The 18,586-nt window shown below is 68.3% G+C and carries 18 protein-coding genes; 11 read left to right on the top strand and 7 right to left on the bottom strand.

Features of this window, described 5'->3' with window-relative positions:
* The first annotated feature begins 75 nt into the window (after positions 1-75).
* Together BKA16_RS06160 and BKA16_RS06165 are read left to right on the top strand one after the other, a co-directional pair.
* Positions 76-513: an SRPBCC family protein gene (locus BKA16_RS06160; RefSeq protein WP_183369832.1), complete on the top strand. Its 438-nt coding sequence runs from the start codon at positions 76-78 to the stop codon at positions 511-513.
* A gap of 67 nt (positions 514-580) precedes the next feature.
* Positions 581-1,441, top strand: coding sequence for a pseudouridine synthase (locus tag BKA16_RS06165; RefSeq protein WP_183369833.1), 861 nt, complete (start codon positions 581-583; stop codon positions 1,439-1,441).
* 15 nt (positions 1,442-1,456) lie between these two features.
* On the opposite strand, the gene BKA16_RS06170 is transcribed toward BKA16_RS06165, so the two are convergent.
* On the bottom strand, positions 1,457-2,128 hold the full coding sequence (locus BKA16_RS06170) for an alpha-ketoglutarate-dependent dioxygenase AlkB family protein (RefSeq protein ID WP_183372927.1): 672 nt from the start codon (positions 2,126-2,128) through the stop codon (positions 1,457-1,459).
* 49 nt (positions 2,129-2,177) lie between these two features.
* Between BKA16_RS06170 and BKA16_RS06175 the strand changes: the two genes are divergently transcribed.
* The 5 genes from BKA16_RS06175 to BKA16_RS06195 all read left to right on the top strand — a co-directional run bounded on the left by BKA16_RS06175 (position 2,178) and on the right by BKA16_RS06195 (position 5,771).
* On the top strand, positions 2,178-2,507 hold the full coding sequence (locus BKA16_RS06175) for a hypothetical protein (protein ID WP_183369834.1): 330 nt from the start codon (positions 2,178-2,180) through the stop codon (positions 2,505-2,507).
* Positions 2,508-2,530: 23 nt separating this feature from the next.
* Positions 2,531-2,884 (top strand): YbaB/EbfC family nucleoid-associated protein, encoded by a 354-nt coding sequence (locus BKA16_RS06180; protein ID WP_183369835.1) that lies wholly within the window; start codon positions 2,531-2,533, stop codon positions 2,882-2,884.
* 1 nt (position 2,885) lies between these two features.
* Positions 2,886-3,497 (top strand): recombination mediator RecR, encoded by a 612-nt coding sequence (gene recR, locus BKA16_RS06185; RefSeq protein WP_183369836.1) that lies wholly within the window; start codon positions 2,886-2,888, stop codon positions 3,495-3,497.
* A 4-nt stretch (positions 3,498-3,501) separates the two neighbouring features.
* Complete coding sequence (locus BKA16_RS06190) at positions 3,502-4,065, top strand: uridine kinase family protein (RefSeq protein WP_183369837.1); 564 nt, start codon at positions 3,502-3,504, stop codon at positions 4,063-4,065.
* A gap of 212 nt (positions 4,066-4,277) precedes the next feature.
* Complete coding sequence (locus tag BKA16_RS06195) at positions 4,278-5,771, top strand: alpha/beta fold hydrolase (RefSeq protein ID WP_343067298.1); 1,494 nt, start codon at positions 4,278-4,280, stop codon at positions 5,769-5,771.
* An 81-nt stretch (positions 5,772-5,852) separates the two neighbouring features.
* On the opposite strand, the gene BKA16_RS06200 is transcribed toward BKA16_RS06195, so the two are convergent.
* Complete coding sequence (locus BKA16_RS06200; protein ID WP_183369838.1) at positions 5,853-6,566, bottom strand: type 1 glutamine amidotransferase; 714 nt, start codon at positions 6,564-6,566, stop codon at positions 5,853-5,855.
* Positions 6,566-7,822: a Mur ligase family protein gene (locus tag BKA16_RS06205; protein ID WP_183369839.1), complete on the bottom strand. Its 1,257-nt coding sequence runs from the start codon at positions 7,820-7,822 to the stop codon at positions 6,566-6,568. Before BKA16_RS06205 ends, BKA16_RS06200 begins: the two co-directional genes overlap by 1 nt.
* A gap of 187 nt (positions 7,823-8,009) precedes the next feature.
* Between BKA16_RS06205 and BKA16_RS06210 the strand changes: the two genes are divergently transcribed.
* A complete protein-coding gene (locus tag BKA16_RS06210; protein WP_183369840.1) occupies positions 8,010-9,464 on the top strand; it encodes a sugar porter family MFS transporter in 1,455 nt (484 codons plus the stop codon).
* Between the two features lie 39 nt (positions 9,465-9,503).
* The gene (locus BKA16_RS06215) at positions 9,504-10,562 is read left to right on the top strand and encodes an alpha/beta hydrolase fold domain-containing protein (protein ID WP_183369841.1); all 1,059 of its coding nucleotides are present in this window, start codon (positions 9,504-9,506) and stop codon (positions 10,560-10,562) included.
* A 5-nt stretch (positions 10,563-10,567) separates the two neighbouring features.
* Here BKA16_RS06215 and BKA16_RS06220 read toward each other — a convergent pair whose 3' ends face one another.
* A complete protein-coding gene (locus BKA16_RS06220) occupies positions 10,568-11,992 on the bottom strand; it encodes an MFS transporter (protein WP_183369842.1) in 1,425 nt (474 codons plus the stop codon).
* Positions 11,993-12,125: 133 nt separating this feature from the next.
* On the opposite strand from BKA16_RS06220, the gene BKA16_RS06225 reads away from it, so the two are divergent.
* Positions 12,126-13,103: a helix-turn-helix transcriptional regulator gene (locus BKA16_RS06225; protein WP_183369843.1), complete on the top strand. Its 978-nt coding sequence runs from the start codon at positions 12,126-12,128 to the stop codon at positions 13,101-13,103.
* Positions 13,104-13,105: 2 nt separating this feature from the next.
* On the opposite strand, the gene BKA16_RS06230 is transcribed toward BKA16_RS06225, so the two are convergent.
* The 3 genes from BKA16_RS06230 to BKA16_RS06240 all read right to left on the bottom strand — a co-directional run bounded on the left by BKA16_RS06230 (position 13,106) and on the right by BKA16_RS06240 (position 17,163).
* Positions 13,106-13,690: an ASCH domain-containing protein gene (locus tag BKA16_RS06230; protein ID WP_183369844.1), complete on the bottom strand. Its 585-nt coding sequence runs from the start codon at positions 13,688-13,690 to the stop codon at positions 13,106-13,108.
* Positions 13,691-13,849: 159 nt separating this feature from the next.
* A complete protein-coding gene (leuA, locus tag BKA16_RS06235) occupies positions 13,850-15,697 on the bottom strand; it encodes a 2-isopropylmalate synthase (RefSeq protein WP_183369845.1) in 1,848 nt (615 codons plus the stop codon).
* 314 nt (positions 15,698-16,011) lie between these two features.
* Entirely contained in the window at positions 16,012-17,163 is a 1,152-nt protein-coding gene (locus BKA16_RS06240) for a hypothetical protein (RefSeq protein ID WP_183369846.1), read from the bottom strand.
* 154 nt (positions 17,164-17,317) lie between these two features.
* Between BKA16_RS06240 and BKA16_RS06245 the strand changes: the two genes are divergently transcribed.
* The gene (locus BKA16_RS06245) at positions 17,318-18,583 is read left to right on the top strand and encodes an aspartate kinase (RefSeq protein ID WP_183369847.1); all 1,266 of its coding nucleotides are present in this window, start codon (positions 17,318-17,320) and stop codon (positions 18,581-18,583) included.
* The last annotated feature ends 3 nt before the right edge of the window (positions 18,584-18,586 follow it).

Below are 18,586 nucleotides of genomic sequence, written 5' to 3' on the forward strand. Positions count from 1 at the left end.
TACCGTGGACGGGGTACGCAGCTCGCCGTCGCAGACGTGCCGGAGAGCCACACTGTCATGAAGGAGTCACCCACCGTGGCACAGGTCACCGCAACCACCACCGCCTCGATCGCCGCACCCGCGAACGAGGTCTTCGCTGCTCTCGCCGATTACGAGAAGGTCCGTCCGGAGATCCTGCCGGCCAATTTCCGCGATTACCGCGTCGACGCGGGAGGCCAGGGTGCGGGCACCGTCGTGCACTGGGTCCTGCAGGCCACCGAGAAGCGGTCGCGCGACGTTCTGGCCGACATCACCGTCGCGGGCGACCGGATCACCGAGACGGACAAGAACTCGACGATGGTCACCACCTACACCGTCACCTCGGTCGGCGACAGTGCGCAGGTGGAGGTCGTCACCACCTGGAAGGGTGCGGGCGGCATCGGCGGCTTCTTCGAGAAGACGTTCGCGCCGAAGGGCCTGGACCGGATCTACACCGAGGTGCTGAACAACCTGCGCGCCCGTCTCGAGAAGTGATCTGAGCAGACGAGGACGCAGACGCGTCAAACCTCTGGCCACCCGGGACGGCGTCGACGCCACCCGGGTGGTTCTGCGTGTCGGCGACGAACCGCTCACCGTCGCGCAGACGTTGCTTCGGGCGCCGGTCCTCGACGGCTGGACCCTCGACGATCTGCGCCGTCGCGACGCCGCCGGTGAGATCGTCGACGCCGACGGCGACCCGGTGGACCTCGCCGCGCCCGTCGTCCGACCCGTGCCGGTGTACCTGCACCGTGATCTGCCCGACGAGGTCCCGGTGCCGTTCGGCATGCCGGTCCTGCACGTCGACGACCGGTTGATCGTCGTCGACAAACCTCATTTCCTGGCCACCATGCCGCGCGGCGCGCACGTGACACAGACTGCCCTGGTCCGTCTGCGCCGCGAGTTCGGCGACGACGTCGCGCCGGTGCATCGCCTGGATCGACTCACGGCCGGGGTGCTGATCTTCACGCGACGGCCGGACGTGCGTGCGGCGTACCAGGACCTGTTCGCCCAGCGTCGTGTCGTCAAGGAGTACCGGGCGCTGGCCCCCGCCGATCCGTCGCTGCGCCGGGGCGTCCGCGTGGAGAACCGCATCGAGAAGGACGCGGGTGACCTGCGTGCGCGACTCGTCGACGGTGCGGTCAATGCGGTCAGCGAGATCTCTCTGGAATCGGTGCGCGACGACGGGCTCGGCGTCTACCGACTGCGACCGTCCACCGGCCGTACGCACCAGCTCCGCCTGCACATGGCCGGTCTCGGCGTGCCGATCGTCGACGATCCGCTGTATCCGGACGTGGATCGGGCACGAGTCGCCGCGACCGTCGACGACTTCGCCCGACCGCTGAAGCTTCTGGCGTACTCCGCCGAGTTCGACGATCCGTTCGCCGGGGAGCGGCGCCGGTTCGTCAGCCGACTGGAGTTGTGAGGAGTCCGGCCGCGTTCAGTCCTCCCGCGCGTTGAACCCGGTGGTGCGCATGGTGATGTTGATCCGGCCGCTGTCGAGTCCGCACTCGGGCGGGGCGGTGTGCGGGTGTACGCGGGTGACACCGTGGAACGCGAGCCGGGCGGGCCCGCCGAAGACGAAGAGGTCGCCCGAGTGCAGCGGGATGTCGGTGTACGGCCGAGACCGGTTCTCGGTGTTGCCGAACCGGAAGGTGCAGGCGTCACCGATCGACAGGGAGACGACGGGCGCGAGTGATCGTTCGTCCTTGTCCTGGTGCATGCCCATACGGGCCGCGGCGTCGTAGAGGTTCACCAGTGCGACGTCGGGCGTGTAGGCCTCGACCTGAGCGGGTCGGTACCCGGCATCGGTGAGGGCGCGGCGACCCAGGCGCACCATCCAGTCGGGAAACGGCAGCACCGGGGCGTTGTTCACATCGGTCGCCCGGCGTGTGTAACGGTACGGCCGCCAGTGCCAGCCGAGGCACACCGTCCGCACCGACATCGCGTGCCCACGCACCGTCGCCGCGCGGATCGGCACCGGTCCGCGCGTCCACGCGGTGAACTGTTCGACGATCCACCGCTGCTGGTCCGACGTGAGCCAGTTCGGCACGTGCGTCGCTCCGGGACCGAGGTCGGCGGGCTCGCCGCCGAGGTCGAACAGCGTCATCATCGCGCCCCTTTCGTCTGCGTCGTCGACGGTCATTCTCTACCCTGCCCTCATGGCGATCTTCGGCTCCTATGAACGGCACGTCGACCTCGGTTGCGAGGCCGTGGTCTTCCTCGACTCCGAGTCGGACGCCTGTGTGCAGATCCAACGCGATCTGCCGGGCGGACCGCGCGCGGACGAGTACTGTCTGACGACCGGGGCGAGCGCGCCCGTCTACGACGCGGTGACCCAGTGGCGTCGGGTCGGCGACCGGTTCGAGTTCGCGCTGATCGGCAGGGCCGCACGGCTGTTCGGCGACGAGGTCATCTCCTTCGAGGTCGTCACCGACGGCGAGGTGAGTGTGGACGAACTCGCCGAGCATGTCGAGCGGCTGCTCCGCTGAGCGGCGACGGTATCCTGGAGCACGTGACTGACGCATTCGATCCCAGCGCCCTCCTCGGTGGCGGCGACGGCGACAACCCGATGGCCGGGCTCCTCTCGCAGGTGCAGGAGATGCAGGCCAAGGTGATCGCCGCACAAGACGAGATCGCGAACACCGAGGTGACCGGGCAGGCGGGCAATGGTCTGGTGACGGTGACCGGCAACGGCATCGGCGAGGTGACCGGCATCGAGATCGCGCGCGACGTCGTCGACCCCGAGGACGTCGAGACCTTGCAGGACCTGATCGTCGGGGCCCTCGCCGATCTCGCGCGCAACCGCGATGCGGTGACCCAGGACAAGATGGGACCGCTCGCAGGCGGACTGCCCGGACTCGGCTGACATGTACGAAGGACCGATCCAGGACCTCATCGACCAGCTCGCGAAGCTCCCCGGGCTGGGGCCGAAAGGCGCCCAGCGCATCGCCTTCCACCTGCTGGCCGGTGAGAACACCGAGATCGACAGGTTGACGGCAGCGCTGATCAAGGTGCGCGACGACGTCACCTTCTGCGAGGAGTGCGGCAACATCGCCGCCGAACGGCTGTGCCGTCTCTGCGCCGATCCGCGCCGTGACGCCACCAAGATCTGCGTCGTCGAAGAGCCCAAGGACATCTACGCGATCGAGAAGACACGCGAGTTCGACGGCCGCTATCACGTTCTCGGCGGTGCACTCGACCCGCTGTCGGGCATCGGTCCCGACCAGCTGCGCATCCGGGAACTGCTCAAACGCCTCGCCGAACAGACCGACGGAACGGTGGTCAGCGAGATCATCGTCGCCACCGACCCGAACACCGAGGGCGAGGCGACGGCGACCTACCTGCTGCGCATGCTCCGTGACTTCCCCGGTCTCTCCGTGACCCGGCTGGCGTCCGGACTGCCGATGGGCGGCGACCTCGAGTTCGCCGACGAACTGACCCTGGGACGCGCGTTCTCCGGTCGACGCGCCCTGGTCTGAGTCGATGCCCGACAGCTGGCAGTTGGGCTGGTCCCGTCTGGCCGACGAGATCGCGGTCCGCGACGGACTCACCGAGGGGATCGTCGCCATCGACGGCCACTCCGGTTCGGGTAAGAGCACGTTCGCGACCGAACTCGTTCGGGCACTGGGCGACCGCGGCCGCCGATGCGTGCTGATCGGGACCGACGAGTTCGCGACGTGGGACGACCCGGCGTCCTGGTGGCCCGAGTTGGAGGAGGACGTGATCGGGGCGTTCGAGCGACGCCACGATTTCGTGTACCGCCCGCGCATCTGGGTCAACGGCGTGCCCGAGGTCGGTCCGCCCGCGTGGATCCGCTGGCAGCCGTTGCTGATCGTCGAGGGCGTCACGTCGGCGCGCCGCACCGTCGCCGACCGCTTGACCGCGGCCTACTGGATCGACGGGCCGTCGGCCCCGGAGCGGTTGGAACGGGCCGTCGCGCGTGACGGCGAGGCCTCCCGGCGACACCTCGCCGCCTGGCAGGACTTCGAGACCGGCTGGTTCGCCGTCGACGGCACCCGTGACCGGTGCCGGGTGCTGGCGGTGTAGGGGGCCGTCTCGTCACCACCGTCGCGAGCGTTGCGGAGACCGTCCGTGGCCCGCGTCGCTTTTCCTCGGCGATGACATGTGCCGCGTCACCGTGTGCGGTATATGTAGTCCGAACAGATTAATACGCCGCCTCGCGAGGAGTGATTCCCGTCTTACGTTCCATTCGCCGTGCACCCCTCGTCGTCGGCGCCGTCGCGATCGGCTCCTCGTTGGTGGCAGCGCCTCCCGCGGACGCCGCGCCGCAGGCTCTGAACTGGGGCGCCTGCGATCGGATCCACCACGCGTCGCCGGACACGCAGTGCGCGACGGTGCAGGTGCCGCGCGACTACGCGAAGCCGAACGGCCCGACCATCTCGGTCACGGTCAGCAAGCTCCCGGCCACCGGAGCCAGACGCGGCACGCTGTTCGGCAATCCGGGCGGTCCCGGCGGTGACGGGATCGGCATGTTCACCGCGCTCGAACCCGCCGACCAGATCCGACAGGAGTGGGATCTCGTCGCCGTGCAGCCGCGCGGGCTGATCGGTGCGACGCCGGTGAGATGCGATCCGCTGTCCAAGGCGTCCGGGGGCGAGAACGGCGCCGGTGCACTCAACCGCGAACGGTGCGAGAAGAACACGCCCGGCTACACCAAGACGCTCACCACCGAGACCACCGCGCGCGACATCGAACAGGTGCGACGCGCCATGGGTCTGGACAAGATCAGCCTGTACGGGATCTCGTACGGAACATGGCTGATGGGCACGTACGCCACGCTCTTCCCGTCGCACACCGATCGACTGGTCCTCGACTCAGCGATGGACCCGCGACGCGCGTGGGGACAGATGCTCGACGACCAGACCGCCGGATACCGGGCGCGGGCCCACGCGATGATGGCCTGGATCGCCTCGCACGACGACGTCTACCATCTCGGGACCACCCCGTTGGCCGTCTATCAGCGGTGGAGTCGGGCGGTCGAGAAGGAGGCGGGCGTGCCGCCGTCGTTGTCGGCTCCGCCCGCGCGGGTCGGCGACGTGCCGCCCGGTCTGAAGGCGGTGGCCCAGCAGTACCTCGCGGGTGTGAACATGACCGCGGATGCGCGGGCCCGCATCGAGAACCTGGTCGCGACGCTCGCCACGGGCGGGTCGCAGGCGAGTTCGTCGCTGTTCGTGCTGACTCGGGCGTACGCGCCGAGCCGTGACCTGTGGCCCGCGATCGCGCTGCAGACGGCGGGCCGGTCGACGCCGCCCAAGCCGTCGGCGGAGGAACTCAAGGCCGCGACCAACGCGCAGGACATGCAGTCGGTCATCATCTGCAACGAGGACAGGTCGCCGCGTGATCCGACGCTGACGCCGGCCGCCGTGCTCGCAAACCTCGTGACCGGTGACGTCTTCGACTCCCCGGGGCTGACGTACCGGTCGGGTCTGGGCTGCGCGGGTGCCGCGCCGGTCACCACGCCGATTCCACTGCGCAACAAGCTGGCCGTCCAGCCGCTGCAGATCCAGAGCGTCGGCGACCCGCAGACGCCCTACCGGCAGTCGTTGGCGACGCACAAGAGCATGAATACGCATCTCATCACCGTCGGCGGCGGCGACCACGGACAGTTCGGTCGGTCGAACAAGCCGCTCGACGCGGCGGTCGTGGAGTACCTGCGCACCGGTCACACCGATGTGACCAGGACACCGCAGGCTCCGGTCACCGCGTCGCTGACGAAGGCCCCGGGGGCGTAGGGGAAAGATGTAGGGGATTCTCTCGCACAGCGACAGGATCCCCTACATCTTCGTTGCGGCTACCGCACATCTTCGTTGCGGCTACCGCCCGACGGCGAGTCGTTCGCGACGCAGACGGTCCACCTGCGGAAGATCGAGGGGAGCGAGGTCGGCGCCGGTCGCCTGGGCGAGCAGATAGTCGGCGAACTCGGGATTGCGGGCCAGCAGCGGCCCGTGCATGTAGGTGCCCAGGACACTGCCCTGCACGACACCCTCCACGGCCTCCGAGCCTCCGTTGCCGACGCCGTGGCGGACCCGCCCGAGAGGGGTCGCGGCGGAGCCGAGGATCGTCGCTCCACGATGGTTCTCGAAGCCCGACAGCGGCTGGGTCAGCCCGGCGAGGAGCGGATCGGTGATCAACTCGCCGATGGCGCGCGTCTGTCGCGGAGACGTGGTCACGTCGAACATGCTGATGCCCGACACGCGTTCGCCCGCCGACGTCTCGTACCAGTGGCCGAGCACTTGGATGGCGGCGCAGATCGCCAGGACGGGGGTGCCCTTCTCGGCCGCGCGTTGCAGACCCGGATGATCGGTCAGATGCCGGGTCGCCAGACGCTGCGCCGCGTCCTCGGCACCGCCGAGCGTGTACACGTCGAGGGAGTCCGGGACGTCGCCGTCCAATGTCAGTTCGACGATCTCTGCGTCCATACCGCGCATACGGGCACGCTGTCGCAGGATCAGTGCGTTGCCGCCGTCGCCGTACGTGCCCATCACATCGGGCAGGACCAGGCCGATCCGCAGAGTCGACTCGCTCATCACCGATCTCCCTTCGCGCGGTCCATGGCGATCGCGAGGTCGCGGAACGCCGTGTAGTTGGCCAGGACCTCGACGCGCCCCGCCGGACACGATCTGATCGCGGTCAGGGGATCGTCGACGACCGTGTGCTCGGCCCCCGCGTACAGCAGACGCACGGACAGGTCGGCGGCGCGCTCGCCGGCGGCGATCACCTCGGTGTTCTCGAACTCCTCGAAACGCACGTCCCACAGCCAGGACAGGTCCTCACCGTCGGGCACCTGTCCGTTCACCGCGATCACCAGGCTGTCGGCGGCGGGGTCGATCATCGACAGCGCCTCCTGCCAACCGGCCGGATTCTTCGCCAGCAGCGTGCGGACGCGGTGGTCGCCGAGCTGTTGCACTCCGTATCGGCCCGCGACCTCGCCGACCGTGCCGACCGCCCGCGCGGCCGCCGCGGGATCCGCACCCATCGCGACGGCGGTGGCGATCGCCTGCGTCGCGTTGCCACGGTTGGCCCGTCCCGGAACGTTCAATGTCAGGGGAGCGACGAATCCGTCCGGACCGTAGACGTTCTCGTCGTCGAACCACCACGCGGGCGCGGGGCGACGGAACGAGGCGTCGCCGCTGGAGTACCAGTCGTCGCCGGTGCGGACGATGGCCTCTCCGGACCGGGGGTCGCCCACCGAGTCGCCGACCCAGGCCGCACCCGCGGCGACCCAGACGACGTTGCGCGAGTCGAACGCGGCCGAGGTGACCAGCACGTCGTCGCAGTTGGCGACGATCACGCTGTCGCGGTGCGCGGCGACGGCGGCGCGGAGTCGACGCTCGATCACATTGATCTCGCCGACTCGGTCGAGCTGATCGCGCGAGAGATTCAACATCGTGATGACCCGCGGCGACGTGTTGTCGGCGACGTGCGGCACGTGGAGCTCGTCGACCTCGAGAGCGCACAGCGCGGCGTTCTGGTGGAGGCTGAGCGTCGCGATGATCCCCGCGTCCATGTTCGCGCCGTCGTCCTGGGTCGCGACCTCACCGATCGTGGCGAGGGCGGCCGCGGTCATCCGCGTCGTGGTCGACTTGCCGTTGGTCCCGGTGATCAGCGCCGTCGTCTTGCCCGCGGCCAGACGCGTCATGATCTTCGGATCGATCTTCTCGGCGACGAGTCCGCCGATCATCGAGCCCTTGCCGCGGCCCGCCGTGCGCGAGGCCCAGCGGGCCGACGCCGCGGCGGCGAGCGCGGCACGAGTGCGGAGCGGTAGACGCGATCCTGAAGGCATTCCACGAGTTTCCCATATGCGGGCGTGCGGATCGTCGATCAGCGGGTGTGACCCGTGCCAGAACCGGCGACATGGACAGAACGCTACGCCCGATCGGCAGCGGCCCGCGCGCTGGCGTTTCTCCCGCGGCGGCTGGTCCGAACGATTTACGCTGATTCGACAGTCCATCGACGAATCGGGGAAGAGCATGGCTGAGGGCGGATCCGGCGACGTCGAGTCGATCTACGGCGACGACGACGGCGCGGGCAGGGGAGTCGTGCGGATCGCGTCCGTCGCGGCCCTCGGCGGTCTGCTGTTCGGATACGACAGCGCCGTGATCAACGGAGCGGTCAGCTCCATCAAGGACCACTTCGGCGTCGGCGACCTGTACCTCGGATTCGCCGTCGCCTCGGCGCTGCTCGGCGCCGCTGCGGGCGCGATGCTGGCCGGGCGCATCGCCGACCGGATCGGACGGCTGCGCGTCATGAAGATCGCTGCCGTGTTCTTCTTCGTCAGCGCGTTCGGCGCAGGCCTCGGCGACCTCGTCGTCGACAATCTGTGGACGCTCGTCTTCTTCCGCGTGATCGGCGGAATCGGCGTGGGCATCGCTTCGGTGATCGCGCCCGCCTACATCGCCGAGACGTCGCCGGCGCGGGTCCGTGGCCGACTCGGATCGCTGCAGCAGCTCGCGATCGTCCTCGGCATCTTCGCCTCGCTGCTGGTCGACTGGCTGCTCGCGCGCATCGCGGGCGGCGCGAGTGAAGAGCTCTGGCTGGGTTGGGAGGCATGGCGGTGGATGTTCCTCACCATGGCGATCCCCGCCGTCGTGTACGGCGTACTGGCCAACACGATCCCCGAGTCGCCCCGCTATCTCATCGCCAAGCACAAGATTCCCGAGGCCCGGAAGGTGCTGGGCGCGCTCCTGGGCGAACGGAACCTGGAGATCACGATCGAGCGGATCCAGACCAGCATGGCGAGCGAGAAGCAGTCGTCGTGGCGTGATCTGATCCGTCCCACCGGCGGCGTCTATCCGATCGTGTGGATCGGACTGGTGCTGTCGATGCTCCAGCAGGCGGTCGGCATCAACGTGATCTTCTACTACTCGAACATCCTGTGGGAGGCGGTCGGCTTCAAGGAGAGCCAGTCGTTCGTCATCAGCGTCGTCACCTCGGTGGTGAACGTGCTGGTGACCATCGTGGCGATCGCGCTGGTCGACAGGATCGGCCGCAAGCCGCTGCTCCTGATCGGCTCGTCGGGGATGGTGGTCTCGCTCGGCGCGATGGCGATCTGCTTCGCGACGGCCGACATCGTCGACGGCGCCCCGGTTCTCGGCGACGTCGCCGGTCCGATCGCGCTGGTCGCCGCGAACCTCTTCGTGATCTTCTTCGGCGTCAGCTGGGGCCCGGTGGTCTGGGTGCTGCTCGGCGAGATGTTCCCGAACCGCATCAGGGCCGCGGCGCTGAGTCTGGCGGCCGCCGGTCAGTGGGCCGCGAACTGGGCGGTCACCGTCTCGTTCCCCGGACTCAAATCGTTCAACCTCGGGTTCGCGTACGGGCTCTACACGCTGTTCGCGTTCGTGTCGTTGCTGTTCGTCGCCCGGTTCGTTCGCGAGACGAAGGGCAAGACCCTCGAAGACATGGACGAGATGGCCGGAATCGACTGACCGGAAACCATGCCATCGATCGGTGGTATGTTCGGCGATGTGAGTCGTGCGACATCGATCAAGCTGTCCCTGCAGTCCCGCGTCCAGCGGCCGGCGATGAAGGGTCTGGCCGCGCTGCCCCTCGGCGTCTTCAAACGCGGCACCCGAATCAACGCCGACGGCGAACGTCTGGCCCCCGAGATGGCGGTGATCGCATTCGCCTCGCGGCATCTGCCCGGAGCGTCGTTGATGAACGGCGACGTTCGGCAGTCGCGTGAACTTCTGGACCAGACCTCCGCGGCGATGGCGCAGACCTTCCCGCCGTTCGCCGTCGAAGAGGATCTGACCATCCCGTCCGACGGCGGACCGATCCCGGCCACGCGTTACCGCGTCGACGAGAAGGGCGCCCGCGGCCTGATCGTCTTCCTGCACGGTGGCGGATTCGTCGTCGGAAGCCGGGCCAGCCACGACTCCCTCGCCCGGGAGCTGGCCGTCGCATCGGGAGCGGACGTGCTGTCGGTCGACTACCGAATGGCGCCCGAACACGTCTTCCCGGCCGCCGTGGACGACTCCGTCGCCGCGTTCCGCTATGCCGTGGAGAAGGCGTCGGACTGGGGTCTGGATCCGCGCCGGATCGTCGTCGCGGGCGACTCCGCCGGCGGCAACCTCAGCGCCGTGGTCGCGCAACAGGTGCGCGACGACGCCGTCGTCCCGTGTTTTCAGCTGCTGATCTATCCGGTGGTCGACGTGTCGGTCACGCGCGGGTCGGTCCGCGAGTTCGCCGAGGGTCTGTTCCTGACCGCTGCCGACATGGACTTCTTCATGGACACCTATCTGCCGTCGCCGGACCTCGTCGAGGATCCCCGGGTGTCTCCGCTCAAGGGCGAGCTCGCCGGGCTGCCGCCCGCGCACGTCGTGGTCGCGGGTTTCGATCCGCTGCGGGACGAGGGGATCGAATACGCCAAGGCCCTGGAGAAGGCAGGCGTCGAGGTGACCCTCGAACGGGCGAGCGGCATGATCCACGGTTTCGCCAACATGGGTCTGATCAGCCCGACCGCCCGCGCGGTGGTCGGCCGGATGGCCGAGGCCGCCGCGCGGGCGATGGACGCGGTCGGCTGACCTGGCTACTCCTTCACCCGCGGCATGCCCTGCGCGATCGCCGCGCCGAGTGCCAGCAGGCCGATCATGACCAGCATCGAGGCCCGGTAGGCGTCGTCGAAGCCCGACGACGCCGACACCGAGGAGTACACGGTTCCGATGACCGCGGCGCCGATCGCGACGGCCAGCGCCTGCACCGTGTTGAACACGCCGGACGCCGCGCCGGCTTGAGCGACGGGGACGTCGTTGAGGACCAGAAGGCCCGCACCGCCGACGATCAACCCGAATCCGAGCCCGGCGATCGTGAGCGCGACGGCGAACCAGATGCCGGGGTGCGCCGATCCGTCCGCGGTGATCATCGACGTGATGCCGATGATCAGCACCGCCGCTCCCGCCTGTAGGACGTGCTTGCCGAATCGTCGGGCCAGAACGGTGGCCGACAATCCGGCGGCGATCGGGACCGCGATCGAGAACGGGATCCACATCAGCCCGGTGTGCAATACCGACCACCCGTGCGCGAGCTGCATGTGCAGTGACTGGACCAGGAAATAGCCGCCGGTCGGGACGAACAACGCCGCGAAGGCGAGGACGCCGACCCGGAACGATCGGGTCGCGAACACCGAAGGCGGAACCATGGGGACCGAGCCGCTGCGCTCGACGATCAGCTGTCGGCGAGCGAACACACCCAATCCGGCGAGGCCCGCGGCGATCAGGACGAAGCCCCAGACCGGCCAGTCGTTCTCGGGGCCGAGCGTGATCGGCGCCATGACCGCGGCCAGTGATCCGCCGAGGAGGACGACCGAGCCGAGCGTGATCGGTGCGGGGCGGTCGGCGGTGGTCTCCGGGATGAACACACGTGCTGCGATCACGGCGACGACGGCGATCGGGACGTTGATCAGGAACACCGGCCGCCACGACAGACCGAACCAGTCGCCGTCGGAGATCACCGCGCCGAGCACGGGGCCGACCACGGCGGCGATGCCGATGATCGAGGTGAACAGACCCATCGCGCGGCCGCGCTCGGCCGGCGGATACAGCACCTGGATGTTGGTGAGCACCTGCGGCACCATCAATGCGGCGGCAGCTCCCTGGATCAACCGGAACACGACGAGCTGGTCCGTCGTCGCCGCCAGTCCACAGGCGAGGGATGCGGCACCGAACGCGATGAGCCCGAGGACGAAGAGGCGGCGTCGGCCGAAGCGGTCGCCGAGCCGGGCGCCGAGGACTAGACCGATGGCATAGGCGAGCGGGTAGCCTGCGACGATCCACTGCAGGGCAGTGCTCGACGCACCGAGGTCGTCGGCGATGGTGTGCAGGGCGACGTTGACCACGGTCGCGTCCATGAGTTCCATGAACGACGCCGCGAGCAGGCAGATCAGGGCGATGGTGCGGGCGCGCCCGCCGATCGGGGCGGCGTGCGGTGGTGATTCGAGGTCGGCGGTGATGGTCATCTTCGGGCTCCTGACGCTGAGGCGATCGGTGATTCGTCGATGACGCTACGAACACATGTGGTCAGGAACCGTCCGCAATCAGTGTTTGAGAATCAGGTCAGTATCTGTCCGCTGTATGCGGCATGATCGGCTCATGGCCGATACGACGACGAGGACGCTCAAGCTGCTGGCGCTGCTGCAGGCGCACCGTCTGTGGGCGGCAGCCGATCTCGCCGCACGGTTGGACACGACCGAGCGGACGGTGCGCCGGGACGTCGAACGGCTCCGGGACCTGGGGTATCCCGTGGAGTCGGTGCGCGGGGCGGGCGGCGGTTACCAACTCGCACCGGGTGGGTCGATGCCACCGTTGGTGGTCGACGAGGAGGAGGCCGTCGCGATCGTGACCGCGCTGCGAAGTGCGGCGTCGGGACCGGCGGCCGGGCTTGCCGAGGCTTCCGTGCGCGCATTGGCCAAGGTGACACAGGTACTGCCGCCCAAGCTGCGCCGTCGCGCGGACGCGCTGCGGGCGATGAGCGTGACCGTCGGCGACGGGGACGAGGCGCCCGCCGTGGATGCGGAGGCGTTGACGACCGCGGCCCTCGCGTGTCGCGATGCGACCGAGCTGACCTTCCACTACGCGCCGGCGGCGCGGGCGCAGAGCGCGCCCGGGCGGCGCCGCGTCGAACCGCTTCGGCTGGTCCCGGTCGGTCGCCGCTGGTATCTGCTCGCCTACGATCTCGATCGCCACGACTGGCGTACCTTCCGCCTGGACCGCCTCCGCGACGCCCGCCCGGAGAAGCGACGTTTCAATCCGCGAACCGTGCCCGGCGGCGATGCGGCGGCATACGTTCGGAACAGTCTTCGTGCCGGTCGTGAACAGCACGCCGTCGTCGTTCTGATACACGCCGACGCGGAGCTGGTCCGACAGCGGATCGGGCGGCATGCGGAGGTGGCCGACCATCCGGACGGCGCACTCGTCACCATGCAGATCGACGACGCCCGGTGGATCGGAGTCGCGGTGGGCAGCCTCGACGCCGACTACGAGTTCGTCGACGTTCCGTCGGAGGTGCTGCACGAACTGCGTGGGCGGAACGCGCGCGAGGCGCGGGCGCTGTACCTGGCCGGATCGTAGGGTCAGCGTCCTGACCACTGCAGATACGCCGCGCCGCGCGGGGACAGTTCGTACCCTACGTCGTGGCTGATGGTCAGCCCGAGTGCCTTGAGCTTGCGGATGTCGGTCTTCATCGGCTGGAGTTCGACGCCGCGCAGGGCAGCGAGCTCCTTCGAGACCACGCGAGGGTTGTCGCGGATCCATTCGAGGATGTCGAGGGTCCACGGACCGGTGTCGCGTCGGTCGAGCCGTTCCAGACGTGCGGCGATCGCGATGAGGTCGTCGGCGTCCGGGACGGTCTCTCGAAGTGCGATCCGCGGATCCTCACCCGCCCATTCGACGGTGATCCGGTACACGCCCGCGTCGCGTCGCGGACTGGACGCCAACGCTTTTCGAAGCGCGGCGGCGTCTTTCACACCCGCGGCGCGGGCCGAGCGGTCGGAGATCCGGTCGACGTCGGACACGCGCGCGACCCGTGTGAAGCGGATCAGTCCGGAGGGGGTCAGCTGGGTGCCGCCGACCTTGACGCGCGGTACGTCCCATCGGCGGAACTGACAGGTGATCCTGCCTTCTCGGATGCCTTGAGCGACGGCCTTGGAGATCAGCACGGATCCAGTGTGCCCCGGATACGGATCGTGTGGTCGCCGTACGCGGATCGGGCCCTGTACGTCGATCGAGCCCTGTACGCGGATCGAGCCCTGTACGCAGGTCGAGCGGAGCCGAGATCTCGACTCCGCTCGATCAGCGTGGGATTCGACCAGGTGCGATTACGGCGCGTACGTACGCGCGCCCTCGGCCGCGGCCTCGTCGGCGGCGACCACGCGGTTGGCGCGGTTCACGGCCGAGATCACCGCACGCAGGCTGGCGTTGGTGATCGACGGTGCGATGCCGACGCCCCACACGGTCTCGCCGTTGATCTCGGTCTCCACATACGACGCGGCGCTCGCGTCGTCGCCCGCCGTCATCGCGTGCTCGTGGTAGTCCAGGACACGGATGTCGTAGCCGATGGTGCCGAGAGCGGTGACGAAGGCGGCCAACGGGCCGTTGCCGGTGCCGGTGATCTCCTTCTCCACACCGTCGACCTTCACGACGGCGTCGATCCGGTCGTCGCCGGTGTCGCCCTCGGCAGTCTGCAGGTTCTTGCGGACGCCCTCGAGCGGAGTCGTCGGCTGCAGGTACTCCTGGGCAAAGACGTCCCACATCTCCTTCGGGTTCACCTCGCCGCCCTCGCCGTCGGTGATCTTCTGAATCTCCCGGCTGAACTCGATCTGCAGGCGACGCGGCAGGTCCAGCCCGTGGTCGGCCTTCATGATGTAGGTGACCCCGCCCTTGCCGGACTGGCTGTTCACCCGGATGACGGCCTCGTAGTTGCGGCCGACGTCCTTCGGGTCGATCGGCAGGTAGGGAACCTGCCACAGCAGATCGTCGACGTCGGAGTCGGCGGCGTCCGCGTCGACCTTCATCTGGTCCAGGCCCTTGTTGATGGCGTCCTGATGGCTGCCGGAGAACGCGGTGTAGACCAGGTCGCCGCCGTACGGGTGGCGTTCGGCGACGTTCAGCTGGTTGCAGTACTCCACGGTGCGGCGGATCTCGTCGATGTCGGCGAAGTTGATCTGCGGGTCGACGCCGCGGCTGAACATGTTCATGCCCAGGGTCACCAGGCATACGTTGCCGGTCCGCTCGCCGTTGCCGAACAAACAGCCCTCGATGCGGTCCGCACCTGCCATGTAGCCCAACTCGGCGGCCGCGACACCTTCGCCGCGGTCGTTGTGCGGGTGCAGGCTCAGGATGATCGAGTCGCGACGCGCCAGATTGCGATGCATCCATTCGATCGAGTCGGCGTACACGTTCGGTGTGGCCATCTCGACGGTCGCGGGCAGGTTGATGATCATCGGCTTGTCCGGAGTCGGCGCGATGATCTCGGTGACCGCGTCGCAGACCTCCTTGGCGTAACTCAGCTCGGTGCCGGTGTAGCTCTCGGGCGAGTACTCGTAGCGCCAGTTGGTGTCCGGGTACTGCTTCTCGGTCTCCAGGCACAGCTTCGCGGCATCGGTGGCGATCTTGGTGATCGCCTCTTTGTCGGCGCGGAACACGACGCGACGCTGCAGCACCGACGTCGAGTTGTAGAAGTGCACGATCACGTTCGACGCGCCCTCGCACGCCTCGTAGGTGCGCTTGATCAGCTCGGGACGCGACTGGGTCAGCACCTGGATGGTGACGTCCTCGGGAATCGCGCCGTCCTCGATGATCTCGCGGACGAAGTCGAAGTCGGTCTGGCTTGCCGACGGGAATCCGACCTCGATCTCCTTGTAGCCCATGCGGACCAGCAGATCGAACATGCGGCGTTTGCGGGCCGGGCTCATCGGATCGATCAGCGCCTGGTTGCCGTCGCGCAGGTCGACGGCGCACCACGCGGGCGCCCGGTCGATGACCTTCTCGGGCCAGGTGCGGTCGGGCAGCGAGATCGTCTCGACCTCGTCGGCGAACGAACGGTAGCGGTGGACGGGCATCGCCGAATTGCGCTGGGTGTTCCAGGCCGGCTGGCCGCCGGGGATGGGGCCGGAGGGCTCGGTGATACGGCTCGGTCCGGATGCGAATGCGTCAGATGGTGCCATGGTGGTCAATCTCCTGATCAGAAAGATGATGGGGTTGACCGGCGCGTACTTCAAGCCCCGCGACGGAGGGCCGGTCGGATCAGACCCCGCCGCGGCAGCCGAGAAGAAGGAGCGCGCGCATACATAGAACTGTAGCACCGCCGACGCGGTGGGGAGCGGCGGCATCGGTCGCTCCCGGTCGGCAGGAGATCGCCCGGGTGCACAGAAGCGCGGCGCTCCGGACGACGATCACGCCTCGAACCCGGAGGCCACGCGTCCCCGTCCCTTACCGGGGCGTCCGCCTGCGTCTTTACGTGAGCCGTCCGGTGCGCAGGTCAGATCGCGAAGTCGAACACCGTCAACATGAATGCGCCGAACCAGGCCGACGCGAGCGCGACGGCGACCGCCGCCGAGATCGCCGCGGGACGCGAACTGCGCGCCAGCCGGATCGCGACGGGCAGCAGCACGACGAAGGCGGGCAGCAGCAGGCGCGGGCGTGACGGCATCAGCCCGCTGGAGAGCAGGACGGACGCGTACACCAGGGCGGCGTAGGCCAGCACGGGCCACGGGACCCGGTCGATCGCCGACCACACGAGCAGCACCACCGCGGCGATGATCACCAGGGAGGCCAACACGGACACCGCGTCGGAGGAGTCGGTCAGCGACGTGAAGACGAACTCGCCGACGGCCTTCCCGCCGTCGAACGAGGTGTCCCACCCCTGTGTCTGGATGTGGAACCAGCCGGACGGGCTGCCCGTCCGCGCCCACACCACGCACATGTACGCCACATAGCCGAGCGGCGCGAGGACGCCGCCGATCCAGGCCCGCGAGCCGTTGTGGCGCGTGAGCGCGGCGGCGAGCATCACGACGACGATCACCGCGATTCCGGTCGGTCGGACTAGACCGACGGCGCACGCGGACAGCCCGGCCAGGATCCACCGGTGTTCGAGGACACCCACCAGAGCCCAGGCGGCGAGTGCGCAGAACATGGCCTCGGTGTACGTCATCGACAGCACGACGCTCATCGGGGTCGCGGCGAACAGCACCACGAGCATCAACCCGGTGTTGCGTGCGGTGGCCTCCGAGGCGTCCGGCCGCATCTGCCGCGCGCACAGCGAGCCGAGTCGGGCGACACCGACCGCGCCGACCGCGCCGAACACCACGTTCAACACGATTCCCGCGCCGAACGGGCTGATCAACGGGAGCGCCGCCAACGCGCCGACGAGGAGAGGGTAGCCGGGGAAGAAGGCGTACGCCGTCGTATCCGTATGCACGCCTTGGGCATCGGTGCCGGAGGTGGGCACGCCGTCGTATCCGTAGCGGGCGATGTCGAGCATCCACTTGCCGTCCCACCGAGTCAGGAGTGCGTCGAGCGGGACGTGGTGAACGATGGCGAACACCGCGAGAACACAGACGCCGACGAGTCGTACGGCCAGGTACGCGGCGACGGCGGTGGCAGCAGGATTCCATCGGAGTGGGGGAGTCATCTCGGGAGATCCTACGTGCCACCCGCGGAGTAGCCGAGGTCACACGTGGTCTGCTGTGCATGCGACTGTGTCTATGCGCCCGGTAGGATCAGCCCCTGACCGAATGTACGTAGTACCGAGTAAGTCTGAGAACAAATAAGGAAGGGTGCACGACGTGGCACTGGTGGTCCAGAAGTACGGCGGCTCCTCTGTTGCGGATGCCGAGCGCATTCGTCGCGTCGCCGAACGGATCGTGGAGACCAAGCGTGCGGGCAACGACGTCGTCGTCGTCGCGTCGGCGATGGGTGACACCACCGACGAACTCCTCGACCTCGCCGAACAGGTCAACTCGAATCCGCCGCAGCGCGAGATGGACATGCTGTTGACCTCCGGTGAGCGCATCTCGAACGCACTGCTGGCCATGGCCATCGAGGGACTCGGCGAGACGGCGCAGTCGTTCACCGGCTCGCAGGCCGGCGTCATCACGACCTCGAGCCACGGCAAGGCCAAGATCATCGACGTCACGCCGGGCCGTGTCCGCAGCGCGCTCGACGAGGGCAAGATAGTCATGGTCGCCGGATTCCAAGGCGTCTCCCAGGACACGAAGGACGTGACGACCCTCGGCCGAGGCGGTTCGGACACGACCGCCGTCGCCCTGGCCGCGGCACTGGGGGCCGACGTCTGCGAGATCTACACCGATGTCGACGGCATCTACACCTCGGATCCGCGCATCGTCCCCGACGCGCGTCGCCTGGACAACATCTCCTTCGAGGAGATGCTCGAGATGGCCGCGTGCGGTGCGAAGGTCCTGATGCTCCGGTGCGTGGAATACGCACGCGCCTACAACGTTCCCGTTCATGTGCGCTCGTCGTACTCGACCAAGCCGGGCACGCTCGTGTCCGGATCGATGGAGGACATTCCCGTGGAAGAAGCGATTCTCACCGGCGTTGCACACGACCGCAGCGAAGCCCAGGTGACCGTGGTCGGCATCGAGGACAAGCCGGGATTCGCCGCCAAGGTGTTCCGGGCCGTCGCCGACGCCGAGATCAACATCGACATGGTGCTGCAGGGCGTGTCGAAGATCGACACCGGCAAGACCGACATCACCTTCACACTGCCGACCGAGACCGGCGAACTCGCCGTCACCGAGCTCGGCAAGCTCAAGGACGAGTTGGGATTCGCCGAGATCCTGCTCGACGAGAAGATCGGCAAGGTGTCGCTGGTCGGCGCGGGTATGAAGAGCAACCCGGGCGTCACCGCGACCTTCTGCGAGGCGCTCAGCGACGCGGGGATCAACATCGAGCTGATCTCGACCTCGGAGATCCGCATCTCGGTCCTCGTCTCCGACGGAGATCTCGACCGCGCCGTGCAGGTGCTGCACAAGGCGTTCGACCTCGGCGGCGACGAAGAGGCCGTCGTCTACGCGGGAACGGGGCGGTAGACG

The sequence above is a fragment of the Gordonia humi genome, assembly GCF_014197435.1.
Taxonomy (GTDB): Bacteria; Actinomycetota; Actinomycetes; order Mycobacteriales; family Mycobacteriaceae; genus Gordonia; species Gordonia humi.

What these genes read in the sequence shown, in the direction of transcription:
- BKA16_RS06170 (WP_183372927.1), bottom strand. Translation starts at nt 2,128, where the DNA reads ATGATGACGCTGTTCGACCTCGGCGGCGAGCCCGCCGACCTCGGTCCC.
- BKA16_RS06175 (WP_183369834.1), top strand. Translation starts at nt 2,178, where the DNA reads ATGGCGATCTTCGGCTCCTATGAACGGCACGTCGACCTCGGTTGCGAG.
- recR (WP_183369836.1), top strand. Translation starts at nt 2,886, where the DNA reads ATGTACGAAGGACCGATCCAGGACCTCATCGACCAGCTCGCGAAGCTC.
- BKA16_RS06190 (WP_183369837.1), top strand. Translation starts at nt 3,502, where the DNA reads ATGCCCGACAGCTGGCAGTTGGGCTGGTCCCGTCTGGCCGACGAGATC.
- BKA16_RS06200 (WP_183369838.1), bottom strand. Translation starts at nt 6,566, where the DNA reads ATGAGCGAGTCGACTCTGCGGATCGGCCTGGTCCTGCCCGATGTGATG.
- BKA16_RS06205 (WP_183369839.1), bottom strand. Translation starts at nt 7,822, where the DNA reads ATGCCTTCAGGATCGCGTCTACCGCTCCGCACTCGTGCCGCGCTCGCC.
- BKA16_RS06210 (WP_183369840.1), top strand. Translation starts at nt 8,010, where the DNA reads ATGGCTGAGGGCGGATCCGGCGACGTCGAGTCGATCTACGGCGACGAC.
- BKA16_RS06220 (WP_183369842.1), bottom strand. Translation starts at nt 11,992, where the DNA reads ATGACCATCACCGCCGACCTCGAATCACCACCGCACGCCGCCCCGATC.
- BKA16_RS06225 (WP_183369843.1), top strand. Translation starts at nt 12,126, where the DNA reads ATGGCCGATACGACGACGAGGACGCTCAAGCTGCTGGCGCTGCTGCAG.
- leuA (WP_183369845.1), bottom strand. Translation starts at nt 15,697, where the DNA reads ATGGCACCATCTGACGCATTCGCATCCGGACCGAGCCGTATCACCGAG.
- BKA16_RS06240 (WP_183369846.1), bottom strand. Translation starts at nt 17,163, where the DNA reads ATGACTCCCCCACTCCGATGGAATCCTGCTGCCACCGCCGTCGCCGCG.